We start from the raw sequence: 23,748 nt of genomic DNA, 5'->3' as shown, positions 1-23,748 counted from the left end.
CGCGCATCAATAGAAAAAGATGCGCGTTTTTATTGAAAAAATGTGTCAGCTAATTAAGATAGCGATCATGCATTAATGTCTTGAGAATATCGATTTGTTCTTGAATATGGTAACCATCATTGGTATCACGTATTTTTTTGCGTTGTAGCTCTTCATCTACGACTCGACGTACAGATAGTTCATCAGCCCCATCAGATAGTACTTTATCTTTCGTATTAAATTCTTGGTGAGCAACAAGCTGCATACCGAATGAATTGTATAATAATGTATAGCCAGCAATACCTGTAGTTTTTTGATAGGCTTTTGAGAAACCACCATCAATTACAAGCATTTTACCATCAGCTTTAATTGGGTCTTCTCCATCAATTTCTTTAACAGGTGTATGCCCATTGATAATACGTCCTTCATCAGGATTCAGACCAAAGTCTTTTAACATTTTACGAATCATGTCCACATCTTCACGTAGGTGATAATAAGGGTTCTTTTCTTCTTTATGTGAGACCTTATCTTCAATAAAATAACGTTCAAATGTTGTCATGGCACGTTTACCAAATAATGAACTATATTTACCAGTCCATAAATACCACACTAGGTCAGTAGATAAGTCGTCTGTAATATCCTTATGGTCAAATGCTTCACGTACATGCGTTTCAAATACATCTAGTAAATCACGTCCTTGATGTTTCACACCTTCAATTTCAAAAGCTTCCATTTCTCCATTTTCATCAACAGGAATACAGCCATGGATGAGTAAATTACCGTTATAAGGAAGATATAATGTACCTTTTTGCATTAAAAATGACATATGACGTTTTAATTTTTCTGATTGTTGGAATGACAATAACAGCTTATTAATAACATCTTCTTCTTCAGGTAACAATTGACCAGGATTTTGTGGATCCACAGTAGTAAAGCACGTATTTGTTAATGGGTAGGTCTTACCATACACAGTAATCTTGTTGTTGTCATAATCTGTTTTTTCAAGCACGAGACGCTCTTCCATTTCAAAGTTTGGACGTCGTTTAATAATAGGTATTTCTAATTTGAATTGGATTATGGCAATCGCTTGATGTATTTTTGTTATTTGATCTTCTTCTAGTTTCGTTAAAGCAGCTTTTTTATCCGGCCGTTTTTTAGGCTTGAAAGCAGGATTGTTCCCGTCATAATAGGCTTCCGCAAGAGTGAGTAACGGTCGTAAATTAATGCCATATGCATCTTCGATAATATCTAAGTTATCATAACGCGCGCAAATGCGAAGTAAGTTGGCTAAACACACCTTTGAACCGGCATAGGCACCAATCCATAATACGTCATGATTACCCCATTGGATATCGACAGAATGATAATCGATAAGTGTATCCATAATTTTATCTGGTTGAGGTCCACGGTCATAAATGTCACCAACAACATGGAGATGGTTCACGACTAATCGTTGAATTGTATAAGATAAACCGATAATTAAATCATCTGATTGTTCAAGTTCAATAATTTGGTTCACGAGTGTTTCATAATAAGATTTTTTGTTATTAAATTCATTACTTTTGTACAATAGTTCTTCAACAATATAGACATATTGCGTCGGTAAAGCTTTCCGCAATTTTGAACGTGTATATTTAGAAGAACAGTATGTAATAAGTTCAATTAGGCGTTCAATCGTAGTGATATACCACAGATTGAGTTGTCCTCTAGAATTAAATTCATTTTTAATTAGCTTTAACTTTTCTTCGGGATAATAAACAAGGGCAGCTAAATCATTAATTTCTTTAGTGGTTAATTTATCTTTAAAGATATCATTTATCTTCGCGCGTACGTTGCCTGAACCATTGCGCAATACATGTTGGAACGAATCATATTCACCGTGTAAATCACTGACAAAGTGTTCCGTGCCTTTTGGTAATTCTAAAATAGACTCTAAATTAATAATCTCAGTTGCTAATTTTTCTGGGCTATCGTAATGATGGGAAAGTAAATCTAAATACTTTTGCTTAAGTTCACTTAGTGTATTCGGTGTCATAATTGCGTCACTCCTGTATATAGTTTAAATCGAAATAATACTTCTATATCAATGATTAAATCGCTTACATAAATTATTAACAAAAATACAGAACATTTCAACATAAGCGCTTAAGAATAAAAAAACTTAGAAGTTATGTTGCGTCACTTCTAAGTTCTCTATTTATTATTTGATATTTTTACGTTTTTTGAAAAAGAGTCGATAAGCAAGATAAAGGATTGCAATAATTAGAATGATATACATTACATAAGAATAAGTATGAAGTGCATTCATCAGTACGTCGAAGCTATCGCTAAGTACACGACCTAAAAAAATGAGCGTAAAGTTCCAAATCGTAGTACCTAATAACGACAGTGTTACGAACTTAACAACATTCATGCGGTTAATACCTGCTGGAATGGTAATCAAGACACGCAATACAGGAATAAAGCGACATAATAATACCGCCCAAGCCCCATATTTCTTGAACCAATCGTTTGCACGTTTTAAATCTTTGCTTTTTAATTTAACCCATTTACCATATTTATCAACAAATCGATATAGACTGTTTTCTGAAATAAGACGGCAGAGATAGAATAAAATTAATAAACCAATAAAAGAAGCGATTGTTGAAATCGTAAATAATATTGCAATAGATAGGCCGGATTTCACAGACATTAAACCGGCAAAGGTTAAAATAATTTCAGATGGTACGACGGGTAAGACATTTTCTAACAAAATTAAAATAAAAATGGCAGTATAGCCCCATTGATTTATAAAATCAGTAATGATTTGTTCCATAAAGACAGTAAACTCCTTTAAGATTTAACAATCCACTTTAGTTATATCAAACAAAAAATTCATAGTAAATTCATTATAATCAAATTTACTATGAATTGCTTGCTTTATCATTTATTTAGCTATAATTTTGAAGTTATTAACTCATTTTAATGCTTTTAAGAACTGATGGTATAACTGTTGCGCTTCTTCATTGTTTGTGACGCCATAGACGTTCATACGACCATCTTGAAACAGTGTCATGCGGTAATTTTGATAGTGTATCAGCTTAGCGAAAGGTGTTTCTTTAATGATATGTCCTGAGAAATGATGTGCATAGTCAAAGGCGTGTGTTTGGAAACGAAATAAATATGTTTTTCCACATAAATTTTCGATATGTGTTTGTTGTTTGGTTTCCAATATCTCATAATAGCCTTGCACACATACTTGACAGTTGTCATCTTGTAATACATCGACGTTCATAGCCTTATATGAGACGTTGAATACATCGAGTGTAATTAATTGTTTTGAAAAGCCTACACCAATGAGGTATCGAACGGCTTCCATCACTTCATAACTTGCGACTTGTGAAATGATAGGTGGAAGAACACCATTTATTGCACAACTTTCACCCGTCTCAGGAATATATTGTAGCAAGCATTTTAAACAAGGACCTTTAAAATCTATGCCATACACCGTTCCTTTACTGCCAACCGCAGCACCATAAACCCAAGGAATTTGATATTTATGGCATACTTCATTTATTAAATAACGAATTTTAAAATGATCCATACCGTCAATCACAATGTCTGGTTGCACGCTTGTCAATAATGCTTCTATCGTTGAGGACTCGACTTCTTGATAGAAGGTCGTTACATTAACCTCACTATTAATGTGTTGAATATGTTGTTTGATAGCCTCTACTTTAGGTAGCATATTATCTGCGTCTTCTTCAGTATAGAGTGATTGACGATGCAAATTAGATGTTTCAATGATATCCATGTCAACAATATATAAATTTCGCGCCCCCATACGAGCTAGTTGTGCAGCAACATGACTGCCTAGCGCACCAGCACCCATAATTAAAATTTGCGCGTGCGATAGTGCAGTTTGTCCATGTTCGCCAAAAGGGGCAAAACGTATTTGTCGCTCATAACGAGACATTATAAGAAACCGAGTCCTTCAGTTGGGCTAGATGCTTGTGCAGTATATTTAACTGGAATACGTCCTGCCTCATAAGATAAGCGACCTGCTTGGATACCTAATTTCATTGCTTCTGCCATTTTTACAGGGTCTTTTGCCCCTGACACAGCTGTATTGAGTAAGATACCATCAGCCCCTAATTCCATAGCATGACATGCATCTTTTGGTGATCCAATGCCGGCATCAACAATTACAGGAACATTGGAATTTTTAATGATATAACTTAAGTTAAGCTGATTATTAATACCTCGGCCTGTACCAATAGGTGAAGCAAGCGGCATTACCGCATGAACACCTAGTTCTTCCAATCGTTTTGCTAGGACGACATCATTAGAAATATAAGGGCAAACGATATAGCCTTTTTCTAACAATACTTTACAAGCTTCATACGTTTCAAATGGATCGGGTAAGAGTGTTTCATCATTACCAATCACTTCAACTTTAATCATGTCACATACACCGGCATGATTAGCAATTTCAGCAATACGAATCGCTTCTTTCGCTGTTTTCGCTCCAGCTGTATTTGGGAATGTAATAAAATCTTTGAGATTAATATTTGCAAGTGGGTTTGGTAAATTTTTGTCATATAAGTTCATGCGTCTTACCGCAAAAGTTAAGACATTTGTTTCTGACGCTTCAATCGCTTTGGTTTGAATGTCTTCATTGTCAAATTTACCTGTGCCTAATAATAAACGTGATTTTAATTCTAATGAGCCAATTTTAAACATATTATCCGCCTCCAACAAATTCTAGTAATTCTAATTTATCGTCTTGTCTTACCGTGTGACTGTGGTAGTCATCTTGTTTAATTAAAGTGTCATTATATTCAACGATGACACGTTTCGGATCTAATTCTAATGCAAGTAACACATCTTGAATGGATTGTTCCTTGTCAAATGTGAAAGGGTCACCATTAATCATGCACTTCATATGTTTCCCTCCTAGTCGCTGAAAATGTGTTATAAATATCTGGTTTGATACCAGATAACAACCAATTTGCAATATCTCTGCCAATTATAGGTGACAATAAAATACCGTTACGGTAGTGACCAGTAATGGCAAATAGACCATCATCAATGCGATCCATAATCGGTAGTTCTTGTTCAGTGTATGGTCGCACACCAGACCATTGTTTAATGATTTTACTGTGCGCTAATGCTGGAATGCGTTCGCTTGACTTTTCAAGTAACCAATGTATTCCATCATCGGTATTGCCGACAGAATAATTATCAAAGTCGCTGGTTGCACCAATTAAGAAACGGTTAGGTTTCTTAGGTACAATATAGCAACCATTTGTCATAAAAACGGTTTCGGTAAGTTTCAAGTCATTATGTTCGACTAAAATAACTTCACCTTTTACCCCGATAACTTTACGTGGCAAATGATAATGTTCAAGTAATTCTGATGACCATGCACCTCCTGCGACAATCACTTTTTGCGCATATAATGTACCGGTTGTTGTCATAACTTGATAAAAGCCATTATCTTTACGTATATTGGTAACTTCTGTTTCATAGTATCGATGAATATCACGCTTTAAAATTGATTTTAATAAGGCTTGTGTGTAATGATGTGCATTAATTTGTCCGTCTTTTGGGATATAAATTGATAATGGACTAGGATTGATTGTGCCATGTGAAAGTTGCTTTAAAGCGTTATCGCTTAATTTAGTGACACTTGAATCATGTGCATTTAAAAATTCATACTGAGCCATTAAGTGATTAACATCATCTTTGCTGCTAGCTACTTTAATTAACCCAGAATTTTGAAACTGAATGTCGATACCTGTTTCTTGAAATAAGTCTGCGGCTAAATCAGGAAACATAGCTCGCGATTCAAGCGCGAGACGAAATAGAGCGCTGTCATAAGTAAATTCATTTTGAGCGCCTAACATTCCACCTGCCTTATAAGAAGCATGTTTGCCAGGAACATCTCTATCAACAATCGCAATATCCAAATGGCTTTCACTTAAAGAACGTGCAATGGACATGCCGATGACACCTGAACCAATAATTAGTACATCATGCATGATGATGCCACTCCTTTCGAAATTGATGAATAACTGAAGCGGATGATTTCATAAAGAAAGAAATTGCACATATTCCAGCAAAGTTTGGAGATAGTTTGCGGATAGTATCCGTTGTTATACCACCAATTGCATATACAGGGATGGGAACTTCTAATACCGAATCGATTTCAACTTGAGAACGTGGCGGTAAATTGGATTTTGAAGGTGTAGGAAAAATATGCCCAAAAAAGACCGCGTCAAGTCCCGCTTCATAAGCCCGGATTACCGAAGATAAATGATGTGTAGACATAGATACGTGTATGTCAGGATATTTAGACTTAAGTTGAAATGCTTGTGCATCATTTTCTCGGAAGTGAATATTCTGTAATCCCAATGTATTTAACAGCTTGACATCACTGTGTATCATCATCTTAGATTTTGGAAATCCCTGATAAATTAACTGTTGAATAAAGTGCTGTAATTCCTTCTGAGACATAGAAGTTCTAAAAAGTAAAAAATCTATGTCCTGCTCGATAGTAAGAAAGTGCTGCAAATCGTTGTTGTCTAAAAATTTATATTCTGTTATCGCAATGAAAATGAACATCACCTCATTTAAATTAAAAAAACGCTAAACCCAAGTAGGGAATAGCGTATAGTATCGTTACTTTATATCCTTCGCCACTTCCCTACGCCAGTACTGTCTGGATCAGGTTCCAGGAATTATAAAGTCTCTTCTTTACTCTCAGCCTTAAGATAAAAGGCACTTCCAGTGGATGATTATATGATTATTAGCGTTTAATTTAACTACATTCTACAAAAGAATATGGCTGAATTCAAATTTTAATACTGTTTTTAATTTATAGAGATACGTTTTTGATAAAAGATATATGCTTAAATGTGCATGAATAAAGGCAAAATAACAAATGTTAATTGTTTTAATAGGTAATTCAAATTATTGCAAATAATTCGATGTATATTTGTTGGTTTTATGCATTAAAGTTTATAGAAATTAAATTCAAATAATTAGTTAAAATTCGTTTAGGCACTGATTTTATGGGGATTTAACATAAAAATAGTCAAATTATTCCGATGTGACGGCTAAGAATATGCAAAAAATATAAAAAAATTGACGAAAATGTGAATTTAATATTGAAACCGCTTCCGCAATCTGCTAATATGATAAAAAAATAACTTAAAAAGCCTATGATGACAGTGTTAAAAAGGGAGTCATATAACATCGTTAGACAGACTTTTTTGAAACTTCTTCAACAGCAATTTAAGAAACGACAAAATTTAAGGAGTAACAAAAGTTATGATTCAAAAAAGAAGTAATGTTCGTTGGTACTTTGCAATCGCGTTCTTTATTATTGGTGTCATTGCGTACATGGACCGTTCAAATATTTCTTATATCGCGCCACAAATGATGGCAGATTTAGGAATGGACAAAAAGCAATTTGGGTTATTAGCTTCATTCTTCTCATTAGGTTATGCATTAATGCAGGTACCTTCAGGAATGTTAGCCGAAAAATTTGGGCCAAGAAAAATGATTACGATAGCATTATTATGGTGGAGTGCTTTTACCATTTTTACAGGTATGATTAAGCACCATGGCTTGCTTTACTTTGTAAGATTTTTATTTGGTGTTGGGGAAGCACCAATGTATCCATCAAATGCAGTTTTTAACTCGACATGGTTCTCTAAAACAGAAAAAGGTCGTGCTTCAAGTGCATTGCTTGCAGGTTCTTATTTTGGCCCTGTGCTCGCACCTATTGTAACGATAGCCATTGTTAATGCATTTAACTGGGAGGCAGTGTTCTATATTTTTGGTGCTGCAGGTATATTAATTGCGATTCTTTGGGGAATTATCGCTAAAGATTTACCAGAACAGCATAAAATGGTAAATGAAGCAGAAAAACGTTTTATTATGGAAAATCGTGATATTGTGCAAACATCAAAATCAGTAGCACCTTGGGGACAATTCTTCCGTCGTTTTAGTTTCTATGCCATTGCAGGACAATACTTTGTAGTGCAATTTATCATTACATTATTCTTAATTTGGTTGCCTACATATTTAACTGAACAATATCATGTTGCTTTTAAAGATATGGCAATTAGTTCATTGCCTTGGTTAATTATGTTCTTCCTCATTTTATCAGCGGGTGCAATCTCAGATAAAATTTTAAGTACAGGTCAATCACGTTTTGTATCTAGAGGTGTGATTGCGATTGTAGGATTTATTGTTTTTGCTGTAGCCATTTTCTTTGCCGTGCATACGGAAAATCTATATGTCACTATTTTCTGGTTATCATTAGGACTTGGTGGTATGGGTATTTCAATGGGAATGAGTTGGGCAGCAGCTAATGATATTGGACGTAATTTTGCAGGTACTGTATCAGGTTGGATGAACCTATGGGGCAATATCGGTGCATTAGTAAGTCCATTCTTAGCAGGTGCGTTAGTAAGTTCTTTGGGATGGACAATGACTTTCCAATTGCTTATTATTCCAGCAGTAATTGCAGTAATACTTTGGTTCTTTGTAGCACCAGACAAACCATTGCTTAAAGACGAAAGTAAAACTTTAAAATAAACTTATTACTAGAGGAAATCTCTACTATATTTGAAATAAACAGTTGAAGATAAAAAGTCTTCAGCTGTTTATTTCATTCATGAAGGATTATAATAAAAGTATAACTTTAAAGGAGTGAATGTGATGATTATTATTAACGCTAAATTAAAAGTAGCAGCTGAACATCGCGAGGCATATTTATCTCTAATGAAAGATTTGGTAGATGCCACACAACAAGAGCCTGGTAATTTATTTTATCATCACTATGAGGATGTTACAGAACCTAACTCATTTGTAGTTGTTGAAAATTATCGCAATCAACAAGCCGTAGATGCACATAATAAATCTGCACATTTTAAAGTATTTAGTGATAATATTGGCAAGTACGTGAGCGAGCAACCTGTGATTGATGTTGCAGAAGTCAAATGAGAATAATATGCTAGTAAGTATGATGTTTGGATTATTCTAGTGTATATTTGAAATGAATGTGGTGTGTTTTAATAAATTGCTTTAACAACACATGTGCAATAAGTAGCATCAGTAAAGTTTACACGTTTAATAACCTCTTTTCCAATCATGGAAGAGGGGTTTTTGATGTGTAAAGCTCTTGCTCATAGCACTATAGTTAATGGTAGAATAGAAAATATTGTGACATAGAGGATTGTTTCAAATGATTGATAGAAAGGAGAGATAAAGGTGACTTCATTGTTCACATCGCTAAGCCAAATCAATAAAGACAAAATAGATTATCTTAAAGGCTTACGACAAGGATTGTTAATGATTATTCCAGCATTCATAGGTTACTTTATGGGTTACTTTAGTCTTGGAATTCTGGTGGCAACAGGCACATTATCTCATATTTATGTTTTTAAAGGTGCAGCAAAGTCTATGATTAGAACGGTTATTGTTTGTTCTTTATCCTTTACCACCTGTATGATGCTAGGCACATTAACTGTTATACAACCTGTGTTGTATGGGCTTTTACTACTTATTGTTACTGTCATACCGTATTATATGTTTAATGCTTTAAAAATCGCTGGGCCATCATCAACATTCTTTATCGTAACATTTGCCTTATCTAGTAACTTGCCTGTCGATCCGGCTAGTTTTTGGGTGAGAGGTTTAGCAATGTTAATTGGGGGATTACTAGCAACAATTGTTGTCTTAATTACGATATGTCTTACCAAAGAAAAGCCTGAAGACCAAGCAATTAAAGCGGACTTCCAAATGATTCAACACTTAATGCATCACTATGATAATCCCGATGCGTTTAAACAAGCAACACAATCTGCGGTAGCAACTTTTAATAATTCAGATAAACTTTTAATCACATCAGCAGCTAATCGTCATGATAAATATAGCGCGCGTTTTCAAAAGTTATTACTCTTACATACTACAGCACAAGGTATTTATTCAGAATTACTTGAATTACATGAGAACCAAGTGCGCCCTTTGCCACAAGACTTAATTCAAATGGTTGAAATGATTGTACATAATGCTACTAGCAAAGGAGAAAAGCAGCAATTATGGTCAAAAACTGTCGATATTGATAATACATTCGATAATTTAGAACAGCATATTTTAAAAATAGATGCGTTAGTTCATGCTCAAGACACGCAACTTGAACATGAGGCCAAAGTCCGTCAACCATTATACAGTAAACGAATTATTCAGAATTTAACACTTGATTCATTTGTTTTTAAAAACACTTGTATTTATGCGTTTGTTATGGCAGTTGCTATCTTCGTGGCATTAGCATTTAATATTCAAAAGTCATATTGGATTGTAATTTCAGCTCATACAGTCATGCTTGGTATGACAACTGTTCGAATGTTTGACCGTGCATTCGCTCGTGGCATTGGAACAATTCTGGGAGCTTTGTTATTATCCGGTATTCTTTATTTCCATCCTCATACGATGATTGCCGTTATTTTAATGGGGCTAGCTGCAGCTATGACCGAAGCTTTTGTAGGTGCAAATTATGCTTTTGCCGTTATTTTTATTACCACGCAAGTCATTTTACTCAATGGTTTAGCTTCAGGAAATTTATCGATGGAGATTGCCTATACACGTATATTGGATGTTATTATCGGAATTACTATTGCTATAGTAGGAATTTTAATATTAAATCGTAAAACGGCATCATCTATGTTGCCTCATACAATTGCAGAAGTTGTACGTAAAGAAGCTAGCGTATTTCATTATTTATTTTCAGCAAACTATTATGACAACGATGCGTATACACGTACAGAAAGTGTGGATTTATCGGTTAAAATGTCGAATATGATTCAAGTATATCAATCAGCAAGTGGTGAAATTTTTAGCAATAGAGAAGTAATTAATTATTACTATCCTAGTATTTATGCGTTAGAAGAAATCAACTTTATGCTAATGCGCGCAATGGCTGATCACCAGCGCTATACCATTTCAGATACACAGTTAGGAGAATATTTAGTAACATTTGAAAATATTGCGAAACATTTCGATATTCAAAGTCAGTTAACCTTAAATACACTTTCAGATTTACCACAATATAACTACATTAAATCGGCTTTGATGAAACTACAAAACAATTGTTTGGCTGAGCGTAAAGACATTTCGGATGCCGAAGATGGCAGTGCTACGCAACAAGGCTGATGGGTTTATATCATGGCGTATAGGGTATGTTATTAATTAAATACGTGTTATTGAAGGAGTGTTATCATGCCTTGGACAATGAGCGATTATCCGCCTTCTTGGAAGAATTTAGCGCAGCTTGAACGTAAAAAAGCGATTGACATTGGAAATGCAATGCTCAAGGATGGTTATGATGAGCATGATGTGATTCCAATTGCTACACAGCAAGCAGAAAAATGGTATCAAGATGCAACCGAATCAGAAATAGAGCAACTAAAGCATAAACATATTACACAACACGAGAAAGATAATAGTGCGCAACCACAACTAAATGATCACAACGTTCATGTATATTTTGAGGATGAAAAATGGAAAGTTAAAACATCAGGAGCAAAGCAGGCAACAGCAACTTATAATACTAAAAAGCAAGCAGTAGAACGTGCACAAAAGATTGCAGAAAATCGAAATACCCACGTAATCACGCATAAGAAAAATAGTCAATAATATTACTAAGAGTCTGGGATATAATTATATTTCAGGCTCTGAGTTCTATATTGGCAGTAGTTGACTGGATTGAAAATACGCTAATACCAAGCTTTTTTCAATCCTAGTCAACCTTGCCGGGGCGGGACTAAGAATTCATAATGAATGCTGTCCCGCTCCCTTAATTATATAATGATGTGAGTGATGACAGTGTTAATTCCTTATGTTTAAGTCAAAATTCGTTATAATAGACATGTAACGAAGACGGGAGGAAGTAATATGTACGTAGAAAGAAAGCCATCACTTTACATAGAAGACTTAAGACATGAATTTAATAGCAATATTAACAATTTTAAAAATAGCGATGAAGCCTTTAATACATTAATTGGCTTTGTTGAATTAGATCATATTTATTCATCTGCACTAAAAGAAATTTGTACTAAGCTAGATATTTTAGATGATAACTTTAATTATGTTTATAAGCATAATCCAATTCACCATATGGAACGTCGTATAAAGGAAATGAGTAGTTTAGTGAAAAAGCTTAAGCGCAAAGGATTGCCTGTCAATGCACAAAATGCGAAAGAACATATCATGGATATCGCCGGCATTCGTGTGGTCTGTAATTATTTAGAAGATATTTATGAGATTGAGCGTATGCTTGTACAACAAGAAGATGTTGAATTATTAAAACGTAAAGATTATGTTGAACATCCTAAAGAAAATGGTTACCGTAGTTTACATCTTGTTGTAACAATTCCAGTATTTTTATCAGATAGTGTCCAAATCACACCAGTTGAAATTCAAATTAGAACCATTGGCATGGATATGTGGGCAAGCTTAGAACATAAAATACGCTATAAAAATAACGCAAATACGGAAGACTACAAAGACCGCCTAACAGAATGCGCCAATGAAATTACAAACGTCGAAGCAAAAATGCAACAAATGCATTCCGAAATATCAAAACGATAAATCTAATATAATACCAATTAAGGAAATGAAATATAAATTTTTGTAATTTTAATTTAAACTGTTAAAGTCGGATATTATAATTTTATAGTTTTTTATAAAAATAAAATTAATTATAAATTTTTACTTTTGAGAATATATATTATATTTCTAAACATGTATGTAAAAACTAGTGACGAACCGTTTTTATCTTGAGGCTTTAAATAAAACATTAATTATAGAATTTTACTTTAAAGCATAGTTAGTCATTTGATTTTAACTTTAATATAAGAGAAAATGGACGGTTTAAAAATTTAGGTATTAAATATTATTTTAAACTTATAATTTTTATAAATAATTTTTAATAATGTTAATCAAATAAGGTGGTTCTAGGTCAAATCGGATTAGTAAGTCTGATTTGAGAGATTAAGCAATTTTATATTGTTTAATCTCTTTTTAATTTAGATGAGAATAGTCTTGAACTAATGATAACTATATTGCTAAATTAACAGTTAGTTGACACTATTTTTGCTAGCTTAATGTTCTGATTATTGTATGAAACGTAATATAAATAACGATAATAGAAAATATAATTTGAAGAAACTTATCTGTTTGGTTTGCTTTTAATAAACGTCTTAATTCATGAAAATATCGATATGTATCTAATAGTTGATCATCAATGTAAATCAAATAGTTTATAAATCAGTTTTCAATTTTTAAATAAACATCATTTTTTAATTAAATATTTCAAGCATTTTAAAAAGCTTAAAAAATAGTTTGCTAAAATTTGGTTGTTAATAGTAAAATTTTATCTTTAATATTTAAAGTAGCTTATGTATACATACACACTGGAACATTTTCTCTTTATTAGTCTGTTAATAATTATATAAGTAATTGCATTATTTTTATACAAATATAAAAAGTTCCCTATAAAGTTCTCATTTTTTCAATGTCTACTTTATAGGGAGTATATCAGTGAATCATTACTAGTACGATTTATTATACAGCTAAGATAATCAATATTTTAATAATATTAAAAAGTTAAAAATCTAAACAACAGAAAAAGATGAGTTATAAGATAACATTTTAATGAAATAACAAATTAGAATGTTATAATAATAAGAATTTCATTATTCGAATTTTTATTAGCTTTACCACTAATTTGATAATTGTGTTTTTTTTCAGTTATAGAGATTGTTCCATATTGTTTCAAAAGTTCAATGATTTCTAAATAATTTGGTTTAACATTGGTATTTAAGCTAATCATAGCATATGAATAATAGTTAGAACATATTCTTAATAGATCGTTAAAATTAAATAAAAATTCATTTTTATTAGTCAAATTGGTAAACTGTATTTGTTTATTAAAAATCTGATCGAAAATACCATAAAACTCATTATAATTATTCATTGTTCCAGGATAAGGTGGATCAATATAAACTAGATCTGCAATGTCTTTATATTTAATTAACGCATCTTTAGCATCTAATTGAGAAGCAATATTATCAAACCCGTTATTAAAGATAGCTTGGTTATAATTTTCTAAATCATTTAGCATAAGTTCAGAAAATGTCAAATTATGATATGCTCTACGACGTCCATATTTTTTATATGAATATTCTTCGTCACGCAATTTTACTATGTTTTCCCAAGTAATATTCATTCTAGAATAAGGTAATTTTCTAATCATTGCTCTTCTTAAAAGCGAGAGAAACATATATTTAATGTATCCATCTAAAGTTTTAGAAAATTCTATTAACTTAGCAATTTCTTCAATTTCATGAGGGAAATAAAGTCTATTAGATAACCATAAATATTTGTTTAATTCATTATCAGTTAAATCATAGTTGTTTGCTTCAATCAAATAATAGGGTTCAATAAAAATTTCACTATTTTCAATAATAGCTTTAGACAAAACAAATGATGCATATAGAGCGTCGTTTGATATAACGCTATATTTATTTTTTTTCAATTCATATGAAACAGAAGAACCTCCAGAAAATAAATCTAGAATGGTATTGTTTTTTAACGTAGGTAAATTTTTTATAATCCATGATGATAATTTTTGCTTATTGCCTATATAATTAATTTTTGGGAATCTGTGTTCCAATTTTTTCCTCCTTCAATAAGAAAGCTTTTGTCTGTTGCGCCAATAAAAATGCTAATTTAGGAGGGACTGCATTTCCAATTTGTTGTTGAATATTTATACTTGTTCCTTTGAAAATAAAAGTATCAGGAAATGTTTGGATTCTCGCTAGTTCACGAGCTGTTAAAGCTCTATTTTGAGAATAATGGAAAACTTTTCTCATGTCGCCTGTAATAGGAATGGAGGGTTCAGAGCTATTATAGCGAATATATTTTCTTACATCCCCTGATTTTGGTCTTAATTCAGGTGGAATGTCGTTTCTATTACCACCATCAGTGACATATTTCATTTTTTCTAGCATTTCAGGTTTATGGTTCATAGCATTATGATTTGGTATATCTGAAGTTTCCCCACTATTTAGAGGAGGTAAATCATCAATTGCGTCTTTAATTGTGAGTTTTTTATTTGTTTCATCAGGAAATTTAAATCCTAAACCTTTGGATGCAACAATAATTACTCTTTGTCTTTTTTGTGGTATATGATAGTTAGCACTTTGTAATATTTTGTATTCAACATTATATCCTAAACTTTTAATCGCTGAAGTAATTTCTTTAATTGTTTTACCTTTATTATGGCTTACCATTCTGGCTACATTTTCTATAATAAACAATTTAGGATTTAAGACTTTTACAAAACGCAGATATTCCTTAAATAATAAATTTCTTGGGTCTTCAATAAATGTACGACCAAATTTACCAGCTAAACTAAACCCTTGACATGGTGGTCCCCCAACAATAATATCTATTTTTTTGTTATGTGTTAAATTAGAAATTTCTTCATTTTTTATAGTAGTTATATCTCTGACTATCAAATTATGATTTGGGAAATTAAAATTGTATGTTTCTGCAATTTTTTTATCATATTCAATAGATAGTACTTGTTGGAAATTAGCTTTGTCAAAACCTAATGACATTCCTCCCGCACCACAAAATAAATCAATATAATTAAACATTCAATCACCATTTCTTTCATACACATAATATACCATATCATCTTCAAAAAATCACCTATAAAAACTAGTTTTATAAGAAATTATAGTATAATGTAATTAATGATAAAAAAAGGATGGTTATAAATGGTTTTGAATAGTAAAAAAAGTAGAATAGAAAATCAAAATTATGAAGAATACTGGAAGTTGACTTTAGGTACTTCGGCATTTTTTGATGACCAATTTATCAGGACTTTAAAAATTATTGTTACTCATATTGATAAATATGAATTATCGAGTAAAGATGTAAATCAATTGATAAAAAATCCTGAAGCTAAGAGAAAGAATGTTAATGAAAAAATAGTTAAATATAAAGAATTGCAAGAAAAAATTAAATTTGTCTATCCAAATGACGATAAAACAAATGCATCAACAAGGAAACAAATAAATCAATATATTAAATTAGGTTTTATAAAGCCATATTTAAATGGTTATAACAAAGGTGCTATTGAATATATAAAATCAGGCAAAACATTAGAAGATTTAAAAAGAATTTTTTCAGAGACTGTTTATGAGCATGCATCATTTAATTCTTCAGTAGTTAATGATAATAGAGATAGTAATCAAGTGAAATTCATTGTAAACACACTTTTAAATAGAGAAAGTAAAATTTTAAATATGGATGAGCTTGTTGGAATAATGCAATTAGATATTAGTGGTAAAAGATACGCAAGGGAAAAAGAAATATTAAATAATAAGAACTGGGCAATTAATATCGAATTTGCAGAAAGAAAATATAATCAAATCAGATATATTTTAAATGTTCTCAAAAAGTTAGAATTATTCAGAACTTTTAGTACATCACAAAAATATATAGAATCATTTTATATAACTTTGGCTGAAAATGCAAATGAGTATTTAGGTAATAATGATTCAACTAAAAGAGATACATATCGCTTTGCTTTAATGAAAAAGGCTATTTTTGAAGAAAGTATTAAAGAGTATGGTCAAAAGGTGTGTTGGCTAACAAAAGAGCCTTCAATTGGTTTGGTTGTTTCACATATTTATGCTTCAAGTGTAGCTTTAAAGAATTGGGATATTGATGAGGCATATGATCCCAATAATGCATTATTATTGAAACCTGGAGATATTGATGGTTATTTTGATAAGCATAAAATTACATTTACTGAAGATGGGAAAGTACAGTTTTCGAGAGAAGTTAGAGAAGACTTCAAAGATATGGTCAAAAAGAATAATTATCAAATTGATAAAAATATATTAAATGATAACAGAAAAAAATATCTTAAAATTCATAATGCTGAATTTAACAGAATAATGGACAAATGTTGAATGTAGCAACATAAAATTACAAAAATATTTAAATTGTGATATATATTATGTGGAAATGTGCTTAATAGGCTTGCGATGAATAGTGTTTATTACTCTATTTTATGGTCTGGTGTATGCTTAACTATATAGAAGTTCACTATAATAGTGACTATTAATATAAAAATAATTAAGGTATTATAAGAATGAACAAACAGAATTTTTCGACAGAACAATATACATTGAAACATTATGATCATGAGCAAAGCGAAGTCGTATTTGCTGGAGATAGATCATCATCAGACATCATTGTCTTTATTCATGGTGCGATGATGACTTACCGTATTATGGCAATGTTCGAGCCGTACTTCAGAGAATATCAAATGATTTTTGTCAATTGTCCAGGCAGAGGAGAAAGTTCCGAATTAACAACAACGAAAGACACTTTAGATGATTATTCTGAGAGGATATATGATGTATTGAGTCAAGTGGTTGAGCAGCATGGAATTTAAAAGATGATGTTGCTAGGCTATTCAATGGGTGGCATGATAGCGACACGACTACTTAAATTTAATACATTACCAATTACACATCTTGTCTATTTAAATAGTGCAGCGCGGATAACCCCGAATACCAGTATGCTGTCGCGATTATTTTTAGGTGATAGTAAGCGTGAACATTTAAAGGATGAAATGGCAGCAATAAAAAACTTGCCACAGTATATATTAGATAAAACAGTTTATGCCAAAACTGAAAGTGCTAAAGATATATTTTCCTTTTTAGCACCAGTAAAAACGATATTAACGGATATTGAATATTCAATTAAAGCGGACTATTTACCAGACATTGAAGAGATTGAGCAATTTCCTAAACTGCTATTTATATCTGGAGAAGATGACGAAATTATTCCTTATACTGATTCGCATGAAACGCTACTAAAATATCAAGAGTTTGGTGGTACTGCAGTTGAAGTTGTTTACCCTGGTATCGGTCATTTAGATTTTCCTACGGTCCTAGAATCTCAAGAAGATGATACGAAAGGTATTGTCGATCAAATAAAAGCATGGGTAGCTTCATAAGTGGGTTTTAAGACTGCCGTATGTCTAAAATTTTTAAAAATTTTTAAAAAAAGCTTGCACGTGACGTAAGGTCATAGCGTACGTTAACGGTAGGAGGTGACTTGAATGTCTCAATATAGTATCGGAGAAGTAGCGCAGCAATTTAATATTACAGTGCGTACATTACAGTATTATCACAAAAAAGGTTTATTGCTACCTGCAAGTACAACGGATGGACAACGACGTATGTACAATGAACAAAGTTTAAAACGTTTGAAATTAATCTTATTGTTGAAAGAGCTAGAACTGTCGCTTGATGACATTAAGAAATTATTAAATGACGATCAACAACTAAAATCTTTGAAACTGATATTACAATTGAAGAAAGAGAACTTAGAACAAGACATGCATGATGCAAAACGCACTGTCGATACAATTAATCAATTACAAAGGATGATTGCACAACATTCTACTTCTCCAATAGAAGAATTTACAGACATTCATCTAATGATGACAAAATCAAAACAACTTAAATCTTTTTATCGACGTCTATGGTTAAGTGCGGGTGTGATAGGGGTTATTCAATACACAAGTATTGTTATTAGTATTATACACCGCAGCGCGCTACCATTTGTCAAAGTTCTACCATTGTTGGTGATTTATGGGATAGGTATTGTATATTTTTATCGACACTATATTTATTATTTATGCCCAAATTGTCACACACGCTTTAAACCAGGAATGTGGTCATTTATTAAAGCGCGACATACGATGCATACACGTAAGCTCTCTTGCCCACATTGTCACGAAACACATTATTGTGCTGAAGTTAAATAGTCTATCAGTTATACAATCCTCCAAACTTTTATTAAAAAGTGTTGGGGGATTTTTTTATGCTTAAAAAGTAAAAATATGACCTTAAAATGTATCATTGATTAGTTCAATACAGCTGTGCAATCAAAAAGAAAGCGCTTGCAAAAGTAAGGGTGATATATTAATATACTTGTATACAAGTTAGATTGTAATAAAAATAAGTGAGGTGATGAGATGACTGACCATTATCCAGTTGCTTGGCAAGAAGGCATGACGAAAGGTGAAGCACTGGCAGCCGAAATTCGTTTACAAATTGTTAAAGGTACAATACAAACAGATACATTGTTAACCGAAAATCAAGTGGCAAAGCAGTATAACGTAAGTCGTTCCCCAGTGCGTGATGCCTTTAAGTTATTACAAACCGATCAACTGATTCAATTAGAACGTATGGGCGCGAAAGTATTAGCATTTGGTGAACTAGAGAAAAAGGAAATGTATGACTTGCGGCTTATGCTTGAATCATTTGCTTTTGCCAAAATTAAAGATAAAGACCTTCAAAGTATTGCGAAAAATATGCGCAAACATCTTGAAATGATGAAAGTTGCAGTGCAATTTGAGGATGCCGAAGCATTTACAGAACATGATTTTAAATTTCATGAAACAGTTATTTTTGCTACTAATCATCAATATTTAAAAACGTTTTGGCATCATTTAAAACCGGTAATGGAAGCACTAATTCTACTTTCTATGCGACAACGTATGCAGCAAGATATAGAGGATTTTGAACGCATTCATCATAATCATAGCGTTTTTATAGATGCTATTGCGTCTTATGATACAGCAAAGTTACGTGAAGCATTTCATTTAAACTTTGATGATGTTGGTAAAGACATTGATAGCTTTTGGTTACGTTAAATAACAAAGAAAGAGGGGTTCGTTATGAAATATATGATTGGTGTCGATATTGGAACGACAAGCACAAAATCAGTACTTTACGATGAACATGGACAATTTATTATGAAACATCATATTGGTTATCCACTGCATACACCAAACGTTGATATTTCAGAAGAAAATCCTGATGAATTATTCGATGCAGTACTAATGACAGTTAAATATGTCGTGCGTGAGGCAGATATTGCTAAAGAAGATATTAAATTAATATCCTTTAGCGCACAGATGCATAGTCTCGTAGCCGTCAATGCAGCGCACCAACGCTTAACTGAAAGCATCACTTGGGCGGATAATAGAGCCAGTCACTACGCAGAACGATTAAATAAACAACATCACGGTTTGAATATTTATCAACGTACGGGTACACCTATTCATCCGATGTCGCCGCTAGCAAAAATATTTTGGATGAAACATGAACAACCAGAAATATTTCAGCATACAGCGTACTTTTTAGATATCAAATCTTACATATTACACCAACTTTTTGATACGTTTGTCATCGACCATTCGATGGCATCAGCTACAGGCTTATTTAATTTAGAAAAGCTAGATTGGGATGATGAGGTGCTTGATTTACTAGGTATTTCAAGAGATCAATTACCTAAGCTTGTATCGACAACGCATATTTTAAAAGGCATGAAAAAGCGTTATGCAACATTGATGGGCATAGATGAAAATACCCCTGTGATTGTTGGCGCAAGTGATGGTGTGCTTTCTAATTTAGGTGTGAATAGCTATCGGAAAGGTGAAGTTGCAGTAACAATAGGGACTTCAGGTGCAATACGGACGGTTATTGATAAACCACGCACGGATTACAAAGGACGTATTTTCTGTTATGTGTTGACAGAAAATCATTATGTGATTGGTGGTCCAGTAAATAATGGTGGTGTCATCTTGCGCTGGTTACGTGATGAACTTTTAGCCAGTGAAGTAGAGACTGCAAAGCGTTTAGGCGTCGATCCTTATGATGTGTTAACGAAAATTGCTAGCAGAGTAACACCAGGAGCGGAGGGATTGATTTTTCATCCGTATTTAGCGGGGGAGCGTGCACCGCTGTGGAATGCTGATGCACGTGGCTCCTTCTTTGGTTTAACGCTATCACATCAAAAGGAACATATGATACGTGCAGCATTAGAAGGTGTATTATTCAACTTATATACGGTGTATTTAGCTTTGATAGAAGTCATGAATGAAACGCCAAATAAGATTAAAGCGACAGGTGGTTTTGCGAAAAGTGAAGTATGGCGTCAAATGATGGCGGATATTTTTGATACTAAGTTAATTGTGCCAGAAAGTTATGAAAGTTCGTGTCTAGGTGCATGTGTCTTAGGCTTATTAGCATTAGGTGAGATTGAAGATTTTTCTGTAATCGAAGATATGGTAGGAACAACACATCATCATGAGCCAAATCCGGATACGGTACAGATTTATCAACAATTAGTATCTATCTTTATCAACTTAAGCCGTTCACTTGAAGATCACTATACAGAAATAGCTGCATTTCAACGTAAGAATATAAATTAAAAATGATTAAAGAAGAGGGGATTGCCATGTTTGGAGAAATTTGGCCATTAATCAGTGTTGTCCTAGGCATTATCATTCTACTAGGATTAATTATAGGTTTGAAACTCAATACATTTATTGCATTAATTATTACATCAGTAATAACTGCGATGTTATTAGGGATGCCATTAAGCAAAATTATGACGACAATCGAAGCCGGAATGGGTAGTACGCTTGGACATATTGCGTTAATATTTGGGCTCGGAGCTATGCTTGGAAAATTACTTGCAGATGGTGGCGGTGCAAACCGTATTGCCGATACTTTGATTAACAAATTCGGTCAAAAGTACGTACAATGGGCAATGTTAATAGCTGCATTTATTGTCGGTATTGCACTGTTCTTTGAAGTAGGATTAGTCTTATTAATCCCGCTAGTATTCACGATTGCTAAACGCGCAAACGTATCTGCGCTTAAATTAGGATTGCCAATGGTCACTGCTTTATCAGTGACACACGGATTTTTACCACCGCATCCAGGGCCTGTGGTTATCGCTAAAGAATTGAAAGCAGATATTGGTCAAGTCTTATTATTTGGTATTATTATTGCGATTCCAGTAACGATTATTGCAGGACCTGTCTTTAATAAGCTTGCACAAAAAATGGTGCCGTCTGCATATACTAAGGTTGGCGATATTTCATCATTAGGTACACAAAAAACATTTACAGAAGCAGAAATGCCAAGTTTTGGTTTGAGTATATTTACGGCAATATTACCTGTATTGTTAATGTTGTTTTCTACAATCGTACAATTGATTACAGGTCACAGTAAAGCGACTAATGGTTTTGAATCTGTTGTTTACTTTATAGGTACAGCAGGAACAGCAATGTTGATTGCAGTTATCTTTGCTATTTTCTCAATGGGCTTACATCGTGGCAGAAAAATAAATGACATAATGGAATCTGTAACGAATGCAATTTATCCTATTGGCATGATGATTTTAATCATTGGCGGTGGAGGTACATTTAAACAAGTACTGATTGATGGCGGTGTCGGTGATACCATCTCTAAAATGTTTGAAGGTTCAACGATGTCACCTATTTTACTTGCATGGATTGTAGCTGCAGTATTAAGAATATCATTGGGTTCAGCAACGGTTGCAGCAATATCCACAACGGGTATTGTGCTACCCTTACTGCAACATTCAGACGCAAATGTAGCACTTGTTGTGCTAGCGATTGGTGCAGGAAGTGTCATCTTATCACATGTAAATGACGCTGGCTTTTGGATGTTTAAAGAATACTTTGGTTTAACTGTTAAAGAAACCTTCTTAACATGGTCAATGTTAGAAACGATAATCTCTGTGTCAGGAATTATTTTCATCTTGTTCATAAGTCTGTTTGTCTAAACATATATCATCATAGCAATAATATAGTGTAGTATGAAATATCAGTTAAAATCCCTATCAATACACTACAAATAATGATAAAATTTAAACTGAAATTGAAAGGGGTTACTAAACGATATGAAACAAATAAAAAAAGCCATCATACCTGCTGCTGGATTAGGGACACGTTTCTTGCCAGCAACAAAAGCGATGCCTAAAGAGATGTTACCCATTTTAGATAAACCAACGATTCAATATATCGTTGAAGAAGCGTCACGTGCGGGAATTGAAGATATTATTATCGTGACTGGGAAACATAAACGTGCCATCGAAGACCATTTTGACAATCAAAAAGAATTGGAAATGGTATTAGAAGAAAAAGGGAAAACAGAATTACTAAAAAAAGTCCAATATTCTACGGATTTAGCTAATATTTTTTATGTGAGACAAAAAGAACAAAAAGGTTTAGGACATGCGATTTATTCAGCGCGACAATTTATAGGTGATGAGCCATTTGCGGTATTATTAGGTGATGACATAGTAGAATCAGATACACCAGCAATCAAACAACTAATGGATGCGTATGATGAGACTGGTAAGTCCGTTATTGGTGTGCAAGAAGTAGCAGAATCAGACACACACCGTTATGGCATCATAGATCCTTTAGAGAAACATGGTCGTCGTTATGAAGTAAAACAATTCGTTGAAAAACCAGCACAAGGTACTGCACCGTCAAATTTAGCTATTATGGGACGATACGTCTTAACCGCCAATATATTTGATTATCTAAAAACACAAAAAAGAGGCGCTGGAAATGAAATACAATTGACAGATGCTATCGAACGCCTAAACAAAGATGATCAAGTATATGCATACGATTTTGAAGGTGATCGCTACGATGTTGGAGAAAAACTTGGGTTTGTTAAAACAACGATAGAATATGCCCTCAAAGATCAAGAAATGAAAGAAGAATTAACACAGTTTATTAAAGATTTAAATTTATAAACTCGATAATTCAAAAATATTGATAACACTAAA

The 23,748-nt window shown here is 33.0% G+C and carries 20 protein-coding genes, 1 pseudogene and 1 riboswitch; of the genes and pseudogenes, 12 read left to right on the top strand and 9 right to left on the bottom strand.

Annotated features, from left to right (window positions below):
• Positions 1 to 49: 49 nt before the first annotated feature.
• The 7 genes from HMPREF2864_RS09580 to HMPREF2864_RS09550 all read right to left on the bottom strand — a co-directional run bounded on the left by HMPREF2864_RS09580 (position 50) and on the right by HMPREF2864_RS09550 (position 6,585).
• A complete protein-coding gene (locus HMPREF2864_RS09580) occupies positions 50 to 2,014 on the bottom strand; it encodes a fructose-bisphosphatase class III (RefSeq protein ID WP_002478636.1) in 1,965 nt (654 codons plus the stop codon).
• Positions 2,015 to 2,179: 165 nt separating this feature from the next.
• Complete coding sequence (locus HMPREF2864_RS09575) at positions 2,180 to 2,794, bottom strand: undecaprenyl phosphate transporter UptA (RefSeq protein WP_070545501.1); 615 nt, start codon at positions 2,792 to 2,794, stop codon at positions 2,180 to 2,182.
• 141 nt (positions 2,795 to 2,935) lie between these two features.
• Positions 2,936 to 3,934, bottom strand: a complete 999-nt coding sequence (locus HMPREF2864_RS09570) for a ThiF family adenylyltransferase (protein WP_002460417.1) — start codon at positions 3,932 to 3,934, stop codon at positions 2,936 to 2,938.
• Positions 3,934 to 4,701, bottom strand: a complete 768-nt coding sequence (locus HMPREF2864_RS09565) for a thiazole synthase (RefSeq protein ID WP_070572198.1) — start codon at positions 4,699 to 4,701, stop codon at positions 3,934 to 3,936. Before HMPREF2864_RS09565 ends, HMPREF2864_RS09570 begins: the two co-directional genes overlap by 1 nt.
• Before the next feature lies 1 nt (position 4,702).
• Positions 4,703 to 4,903 carry a sulfur carrier protein ThiS gene (gene thiS / locus HMPREF2864_RS09560; RefSeq protein WP_002460415.1) on the bottom strand — a complete coding sequence of 67 codons (201 nt, stop codon included), beginning with the start codon at positions 4,901 to 4,903 and terminating at the stop codon, positions 4,703 to 4,705.
• On the bottom strand, positions 4,887 to 6,002 hold the full coding sequence (gene thiO, locus HMPREF2864_RS09555) for a glycine oxidase ThiO (RefSeq protein WP_002460414.1): 1,116 nt from the start codon (positions 6,000 to 6,002) through the stop codon (positions 4,887 to 4,889). Before thiO ends, thiS begins: the two co-directional genes overlap by 17 nt.
• A complete protein-coding gene (locus HMPREF2864_RS09550; RefSeq protein ID WP_070545498.1) occupies positions 5,995 to 6,585 on the bottom strand; it encodes a thiamine phosphate synthase in 591 nt (196 codons plus the stop codon). Before HMPREF2864_RS09550 ends, thiO begins: the two co-directional genes overlap by 8 nt.
• A gap of 62 nt (positions 6,586 to 6,647) precedes the next feature.
• Positions 6,648 to 6,759, bottom strand: a riboswitch (TPP riboswitch).
• Positions 6,760 to 7,293: 534 nt separating this feature from the next.
• On the opposite strand from HMPREF2864_RS09550, the gene HMPREF2864_RS09545 reads away from it, so the two are divergent.
• From HMPREF2864_RS09545 to HMPREF2864_RS09525, 5 genes are all read left to right on the top strand, one after another.
• Positions 7,294 to 8,568, top strand: coding sequence for a pyruvate MFS transporter (locus tag HMPREF2864_RS09545; RefSeq protein ID WP_002460411.1), 1,275 nt, complete (start codon positions 7,294 to 7,296; stop codon positions 8,566 to 8,568).
• Between the two features lie 123 nt (positions 8,569 to 8,691).
• Positions 8,692 to 8,976 (top strand): putative quinol monooxygenase, encoded by a 285-nt coding sequence (locus HMPREF2864_RS09540; protein ID WP_002460409.1) that lies wholly within the window; start codon positions 8,692 to 8,694, stop codon positions 8,974 to 8,976.
• Positions 8,977 to 9,243: 267 nt separating this feature from the next.
• Entirely contained in the window at positions 9,244 to 11,184 is a 1,941-nt protein-coding gene (locus HMPREF2864_RS09535) for an FUSC family protein (RefSeq protein ID WP_070545496.1), read from the top strand.
• Between the two features lie 66 nt (positions 11,185 to 11,250).
• Complete coding sequence (locus tag HMPREF2864_RS09530) at positions 11,251 to 11,667, top strand: DUF2188 domain-containing protein (RefSeq protein WP_037545310.1); 417 nt, start codon at positions 11,251 to 11,253, stop codon at positions 11,665 to 11,667.
• A gap of 258 nt (positions 11,668 to 11,925) precedes the next feature.
• The gene (locus tag HMPREF2864_RS09525) at positions 11,926 to 12,621 is read left to right on the top strand and encodes a GTP pyrophosphokinase (protein ID WP_002460404.1); all 696 of its coding nucleotides are present in this window, start codon (positions 11,926 to 11,928) and stop codon (positions 12,619 to 12,621) included.
• Positions 12,622 to 13,699: 1,078 nt separating this feature from the next.
• On the opposite strand, the gene HMPREF2864_RS09520 is transcribed toward HMPREF2864_RS09525, so the two are convergent.
• Positions 13,700 to 14,707, bottom strand: coding sequence for a DNA adenine methylase (locus tag HMPREF2864_RS09520; RefSeq protein WP_070545495.1), 1,008 nt, complete (start codon positions 14,705 to 14,707; stop codon positions 13,700 to 13,702).
• Positions 14,682 to 15,695, bottom strand: coding sequence for a DNA cytosine methyltransferase (locus HMPREF2864_RS09515; RefSeq protein ID WP_070545493.1), 1,014 nt, complete (start codon positions 15,693 to 15,695; stop codon positions 14,682 to 14,684). The genes HMPREF2864_RS09520 and HMPREF2864_RS09515 overlap by 26 nt, the downstream gene beginning before the upstream one ends.
• Before the next feature lie 123 nt (positions 15,696 to 15,818).
• Between HMPREF2864_RS09515 and HMPREF2864_RS09510 the strand changes: the two genes are divergently transcribed.
• From HMPREF2864_RS09510 to galU, 7 genes and pseudogenes are all read left to right on the top strand, one after another.
• Positions 15,819 to 17,021 (top strand): HNH endonuclease family protein, encoded by a 1,203-nt coding sequence (locus HMPREF2864_RS09510; RefSeq protein ID WP_070545490.1) that lies wholly within the window; start codon positions 15,819 to 15,821, stop codon positions 17,019 to 17,021.
• Positions 17,022 to 17,203: 182 nt separating this feature from the next.
• A pseudogene (locus tag HMPREF2864_RS09505) lies at positions 17,204 to 18,076 on the top strand (alpha/beta fold hydrolase).
• A 105-nt stretch (positions 18,077 to 18,181) separates the two neighbouring features.
• The gene (locus HMPREF2864_RS09500) at positions 18,182 to 18,892 is read left to right on the top strand and encodes a MerR family transcriptional regulator (RefSeq protein WP_002460401.1); all 711 of its coding nucleotides are present in this window, start codon (positions 18,182 to 18,184) and stop codon (positions 18,890 to 18,892) included.
• 210 nt (positions 18,893 to 19,102) lie between these two features.
• Positions 19,103 to 19,783, top strand: a complete 681-nt coding sequence (locus tag HMPREF2864_RS09495) for a GntR family transcriptional regulator (protein WP_002460400.1) — start codon at positions 19,103 to 19,105, stop codon at positions 19,781 to 19,783.
• Positions 19,784 to 19,807: 24 nt separating this feature from the next.
• Positions 19,808 to 21,346 (top strand): gluconokinase, encoded by a 1,539-nt coding sequence (gene gntK, locus HMPREF2864_RS09490; RefSeq protein WP_070545488.1) that lies wholly within the window; start codon positions 19,808 to 19,810, stop codon positions 21,344 to 21,346.
• A 26-nt stretch (positions 21,347 to 21,372) separates the two neighbouring features.
• Positions 21,373 to 22,731, top strand: coding sequence for a gluconate:H+ symporter (locus tag HMPREF2864_RS09485; protein ID WP_002478644.1), 1,359 nt, complete (start codon positions 21,373 to 21,375; stop codon positions 22,729 to 22,731).
• Between the two features lie 117 nt (positions 22,732 to 22,848).
• Positions 22,849 to 23,715, top strand: a complete 867-nt coding sequence (galU, locus tag HMPREF2864_RS09480) for a UTP--glucose-1-phosphate uridylyltransferase GalU (protein WP_002460395.1) — start codon at positions 22,849 to 22,851, stop codon at positions 23,713 to 23,715.
• Positions 23,716 to 23,748 lie beyond the last annotated feature (33 nt).

This window comes from Staphylococcus sp. HMSC059F04, from assembly GCF_001812565.1.
Classification (GTDB): Bacteria; Bacillota; Bacilli; order Staphylococcales; family Staphylococcaceae; genus Staphylococcus; species Staphylococcus lugdunensis.
Note: the sequence above shows the minus strand (reverse complement) of the source record. Positions and strands in the feature narration are given on the sequence as shown.

Excerpts from the sequence above, each read along its gene's own strand:
- HMPREF2864_RS09510 (WP_070545490.1), top strand. The coding sequence starts at position 15,819 with ATGGTTTTGAATAGTAAAAAAAGTAGAATAGAAAATCAAAATTATGAA.
- galU (WP_002460395.1), top strand. The coding sequence starts at position 22,849 with ATGAAACAAATAAAAAAAGCCATCATACCTGCTGCTGGATTAGGGACA.
- HMPREF2864_RS09550 (WP_070545498.1), bottom strand. The coding sequence starts at position 6,585 with ATGTTCATTTTCATTGCGATAACAGAATATAAATTTTTAGACAACAAC.
- thiO (WP_002460414.1), bottom strand. The coding sequence starts at position 6,002 with ATGCATGATGTACTAATTATTGGTTCAGGTGTCATCGGCATGTCCATT.
- gntK (WP_070545488.1), top strand. The coding sequence starts at position 19,808 with ATGAAATATATGATTGGTGTCGATATTGGAACGACAAGCACAAAATCA.
- thiS (WP_002460415.1), bottom strand. The coding sequence starts at position 4,903 with ATGAAGTGCATGATTAATGGTGACCCTTTCACATTTGACAAGGAACAA.
- HMPREF2864_RS09485 (WP_002478644.1), top strand. The coding sequence starts at position 21,373 with ATGTTTGGAGAAATTTGGCCATTAATCAGTGTTGTCCTAGGCATTATC.
- HMPREF2864_RS09495 (WP_002460400.1), top strand. The coding sequence starts at position 19,103 with ATGACTGACCATTATCCAGTTGCTTGGCAAGAAGGCATGACGAAAGGT.
- HMPREF2864_RS09545 (WP_002460411.1), top strand. The coding sequence starts at position 7,294 with ATGATTCAAAAAAGAAGTAATGTTCGTTGGTACTTTGCAATCGCGTTC.
- HMPREF2864_RS09530 (WP_037545310.1), top strand. The coding sequence starts at position 11,251 with ATGCCTTGGACAATGAGCGATTATCCGCCTTCTTGGAAGAATTTAGCG.
- HMPREF2864_RS09500 (WP_002460401.1), top strand. The coding sequence starts at position 18,182 with ATGTCTCAATATAGTATCGGAGAAGTAGCGCAGCAATTTAATATTACA.
- HMPREF2864_RS09580 (WP_002478636.1), bottom strand. The coding sequence starts at position 2,014 with ATGACACCGAATACACTAAGTGAACTTAAGCAAAAGTATTTAGATTTA.
- HMPREF2864_RS09575 (WP_070545501.1), bottom strand. The coding sequence starts at position 2,794 with ATGGAACAAATCATTACTGATTTTATAAATCAATGGGGCTATACTGCC.
- HMPREF2864_RS09525 (WP_002460404.1), top strand. The coding sequence starts at position 11,926 with ATGTACGTAGAAAGAAAGCCATCACTTTACATAGAAGACTTAAGACAT.
- HMPREF2864_RS09565 (WP_070572198.1), bottom strand. The coding sequence starts at position 4,701 with ATGTTTAAAATTGGCTCATTAGAATTAAAATCACGTTTATTATTAGGC.
- HMPREF2864_RS09570 (WP_002460417.1), bottom strand. The coding sequence starts at position 3,934 with ATGTCTCGTTATGAGCGACAAATACGTTTTGCCCCTTTTGGCGAACAT.
- HMPREF2864_RS09540 (WP_002460409.1), top strand. The coding sequence starts at position 8,692 with ATGATTATTATTAACGCTAAATTAAAAGTAGCAGCTGAACATCGCGAG.
- HMPREF2864_RS09515 (WP_070545493.1), bottom strand. The coding sequence starts at position 15,695 with ATGTTTAATTATATTGATTTATTTTGTGGTGCGGGAGGAATGTCATTA.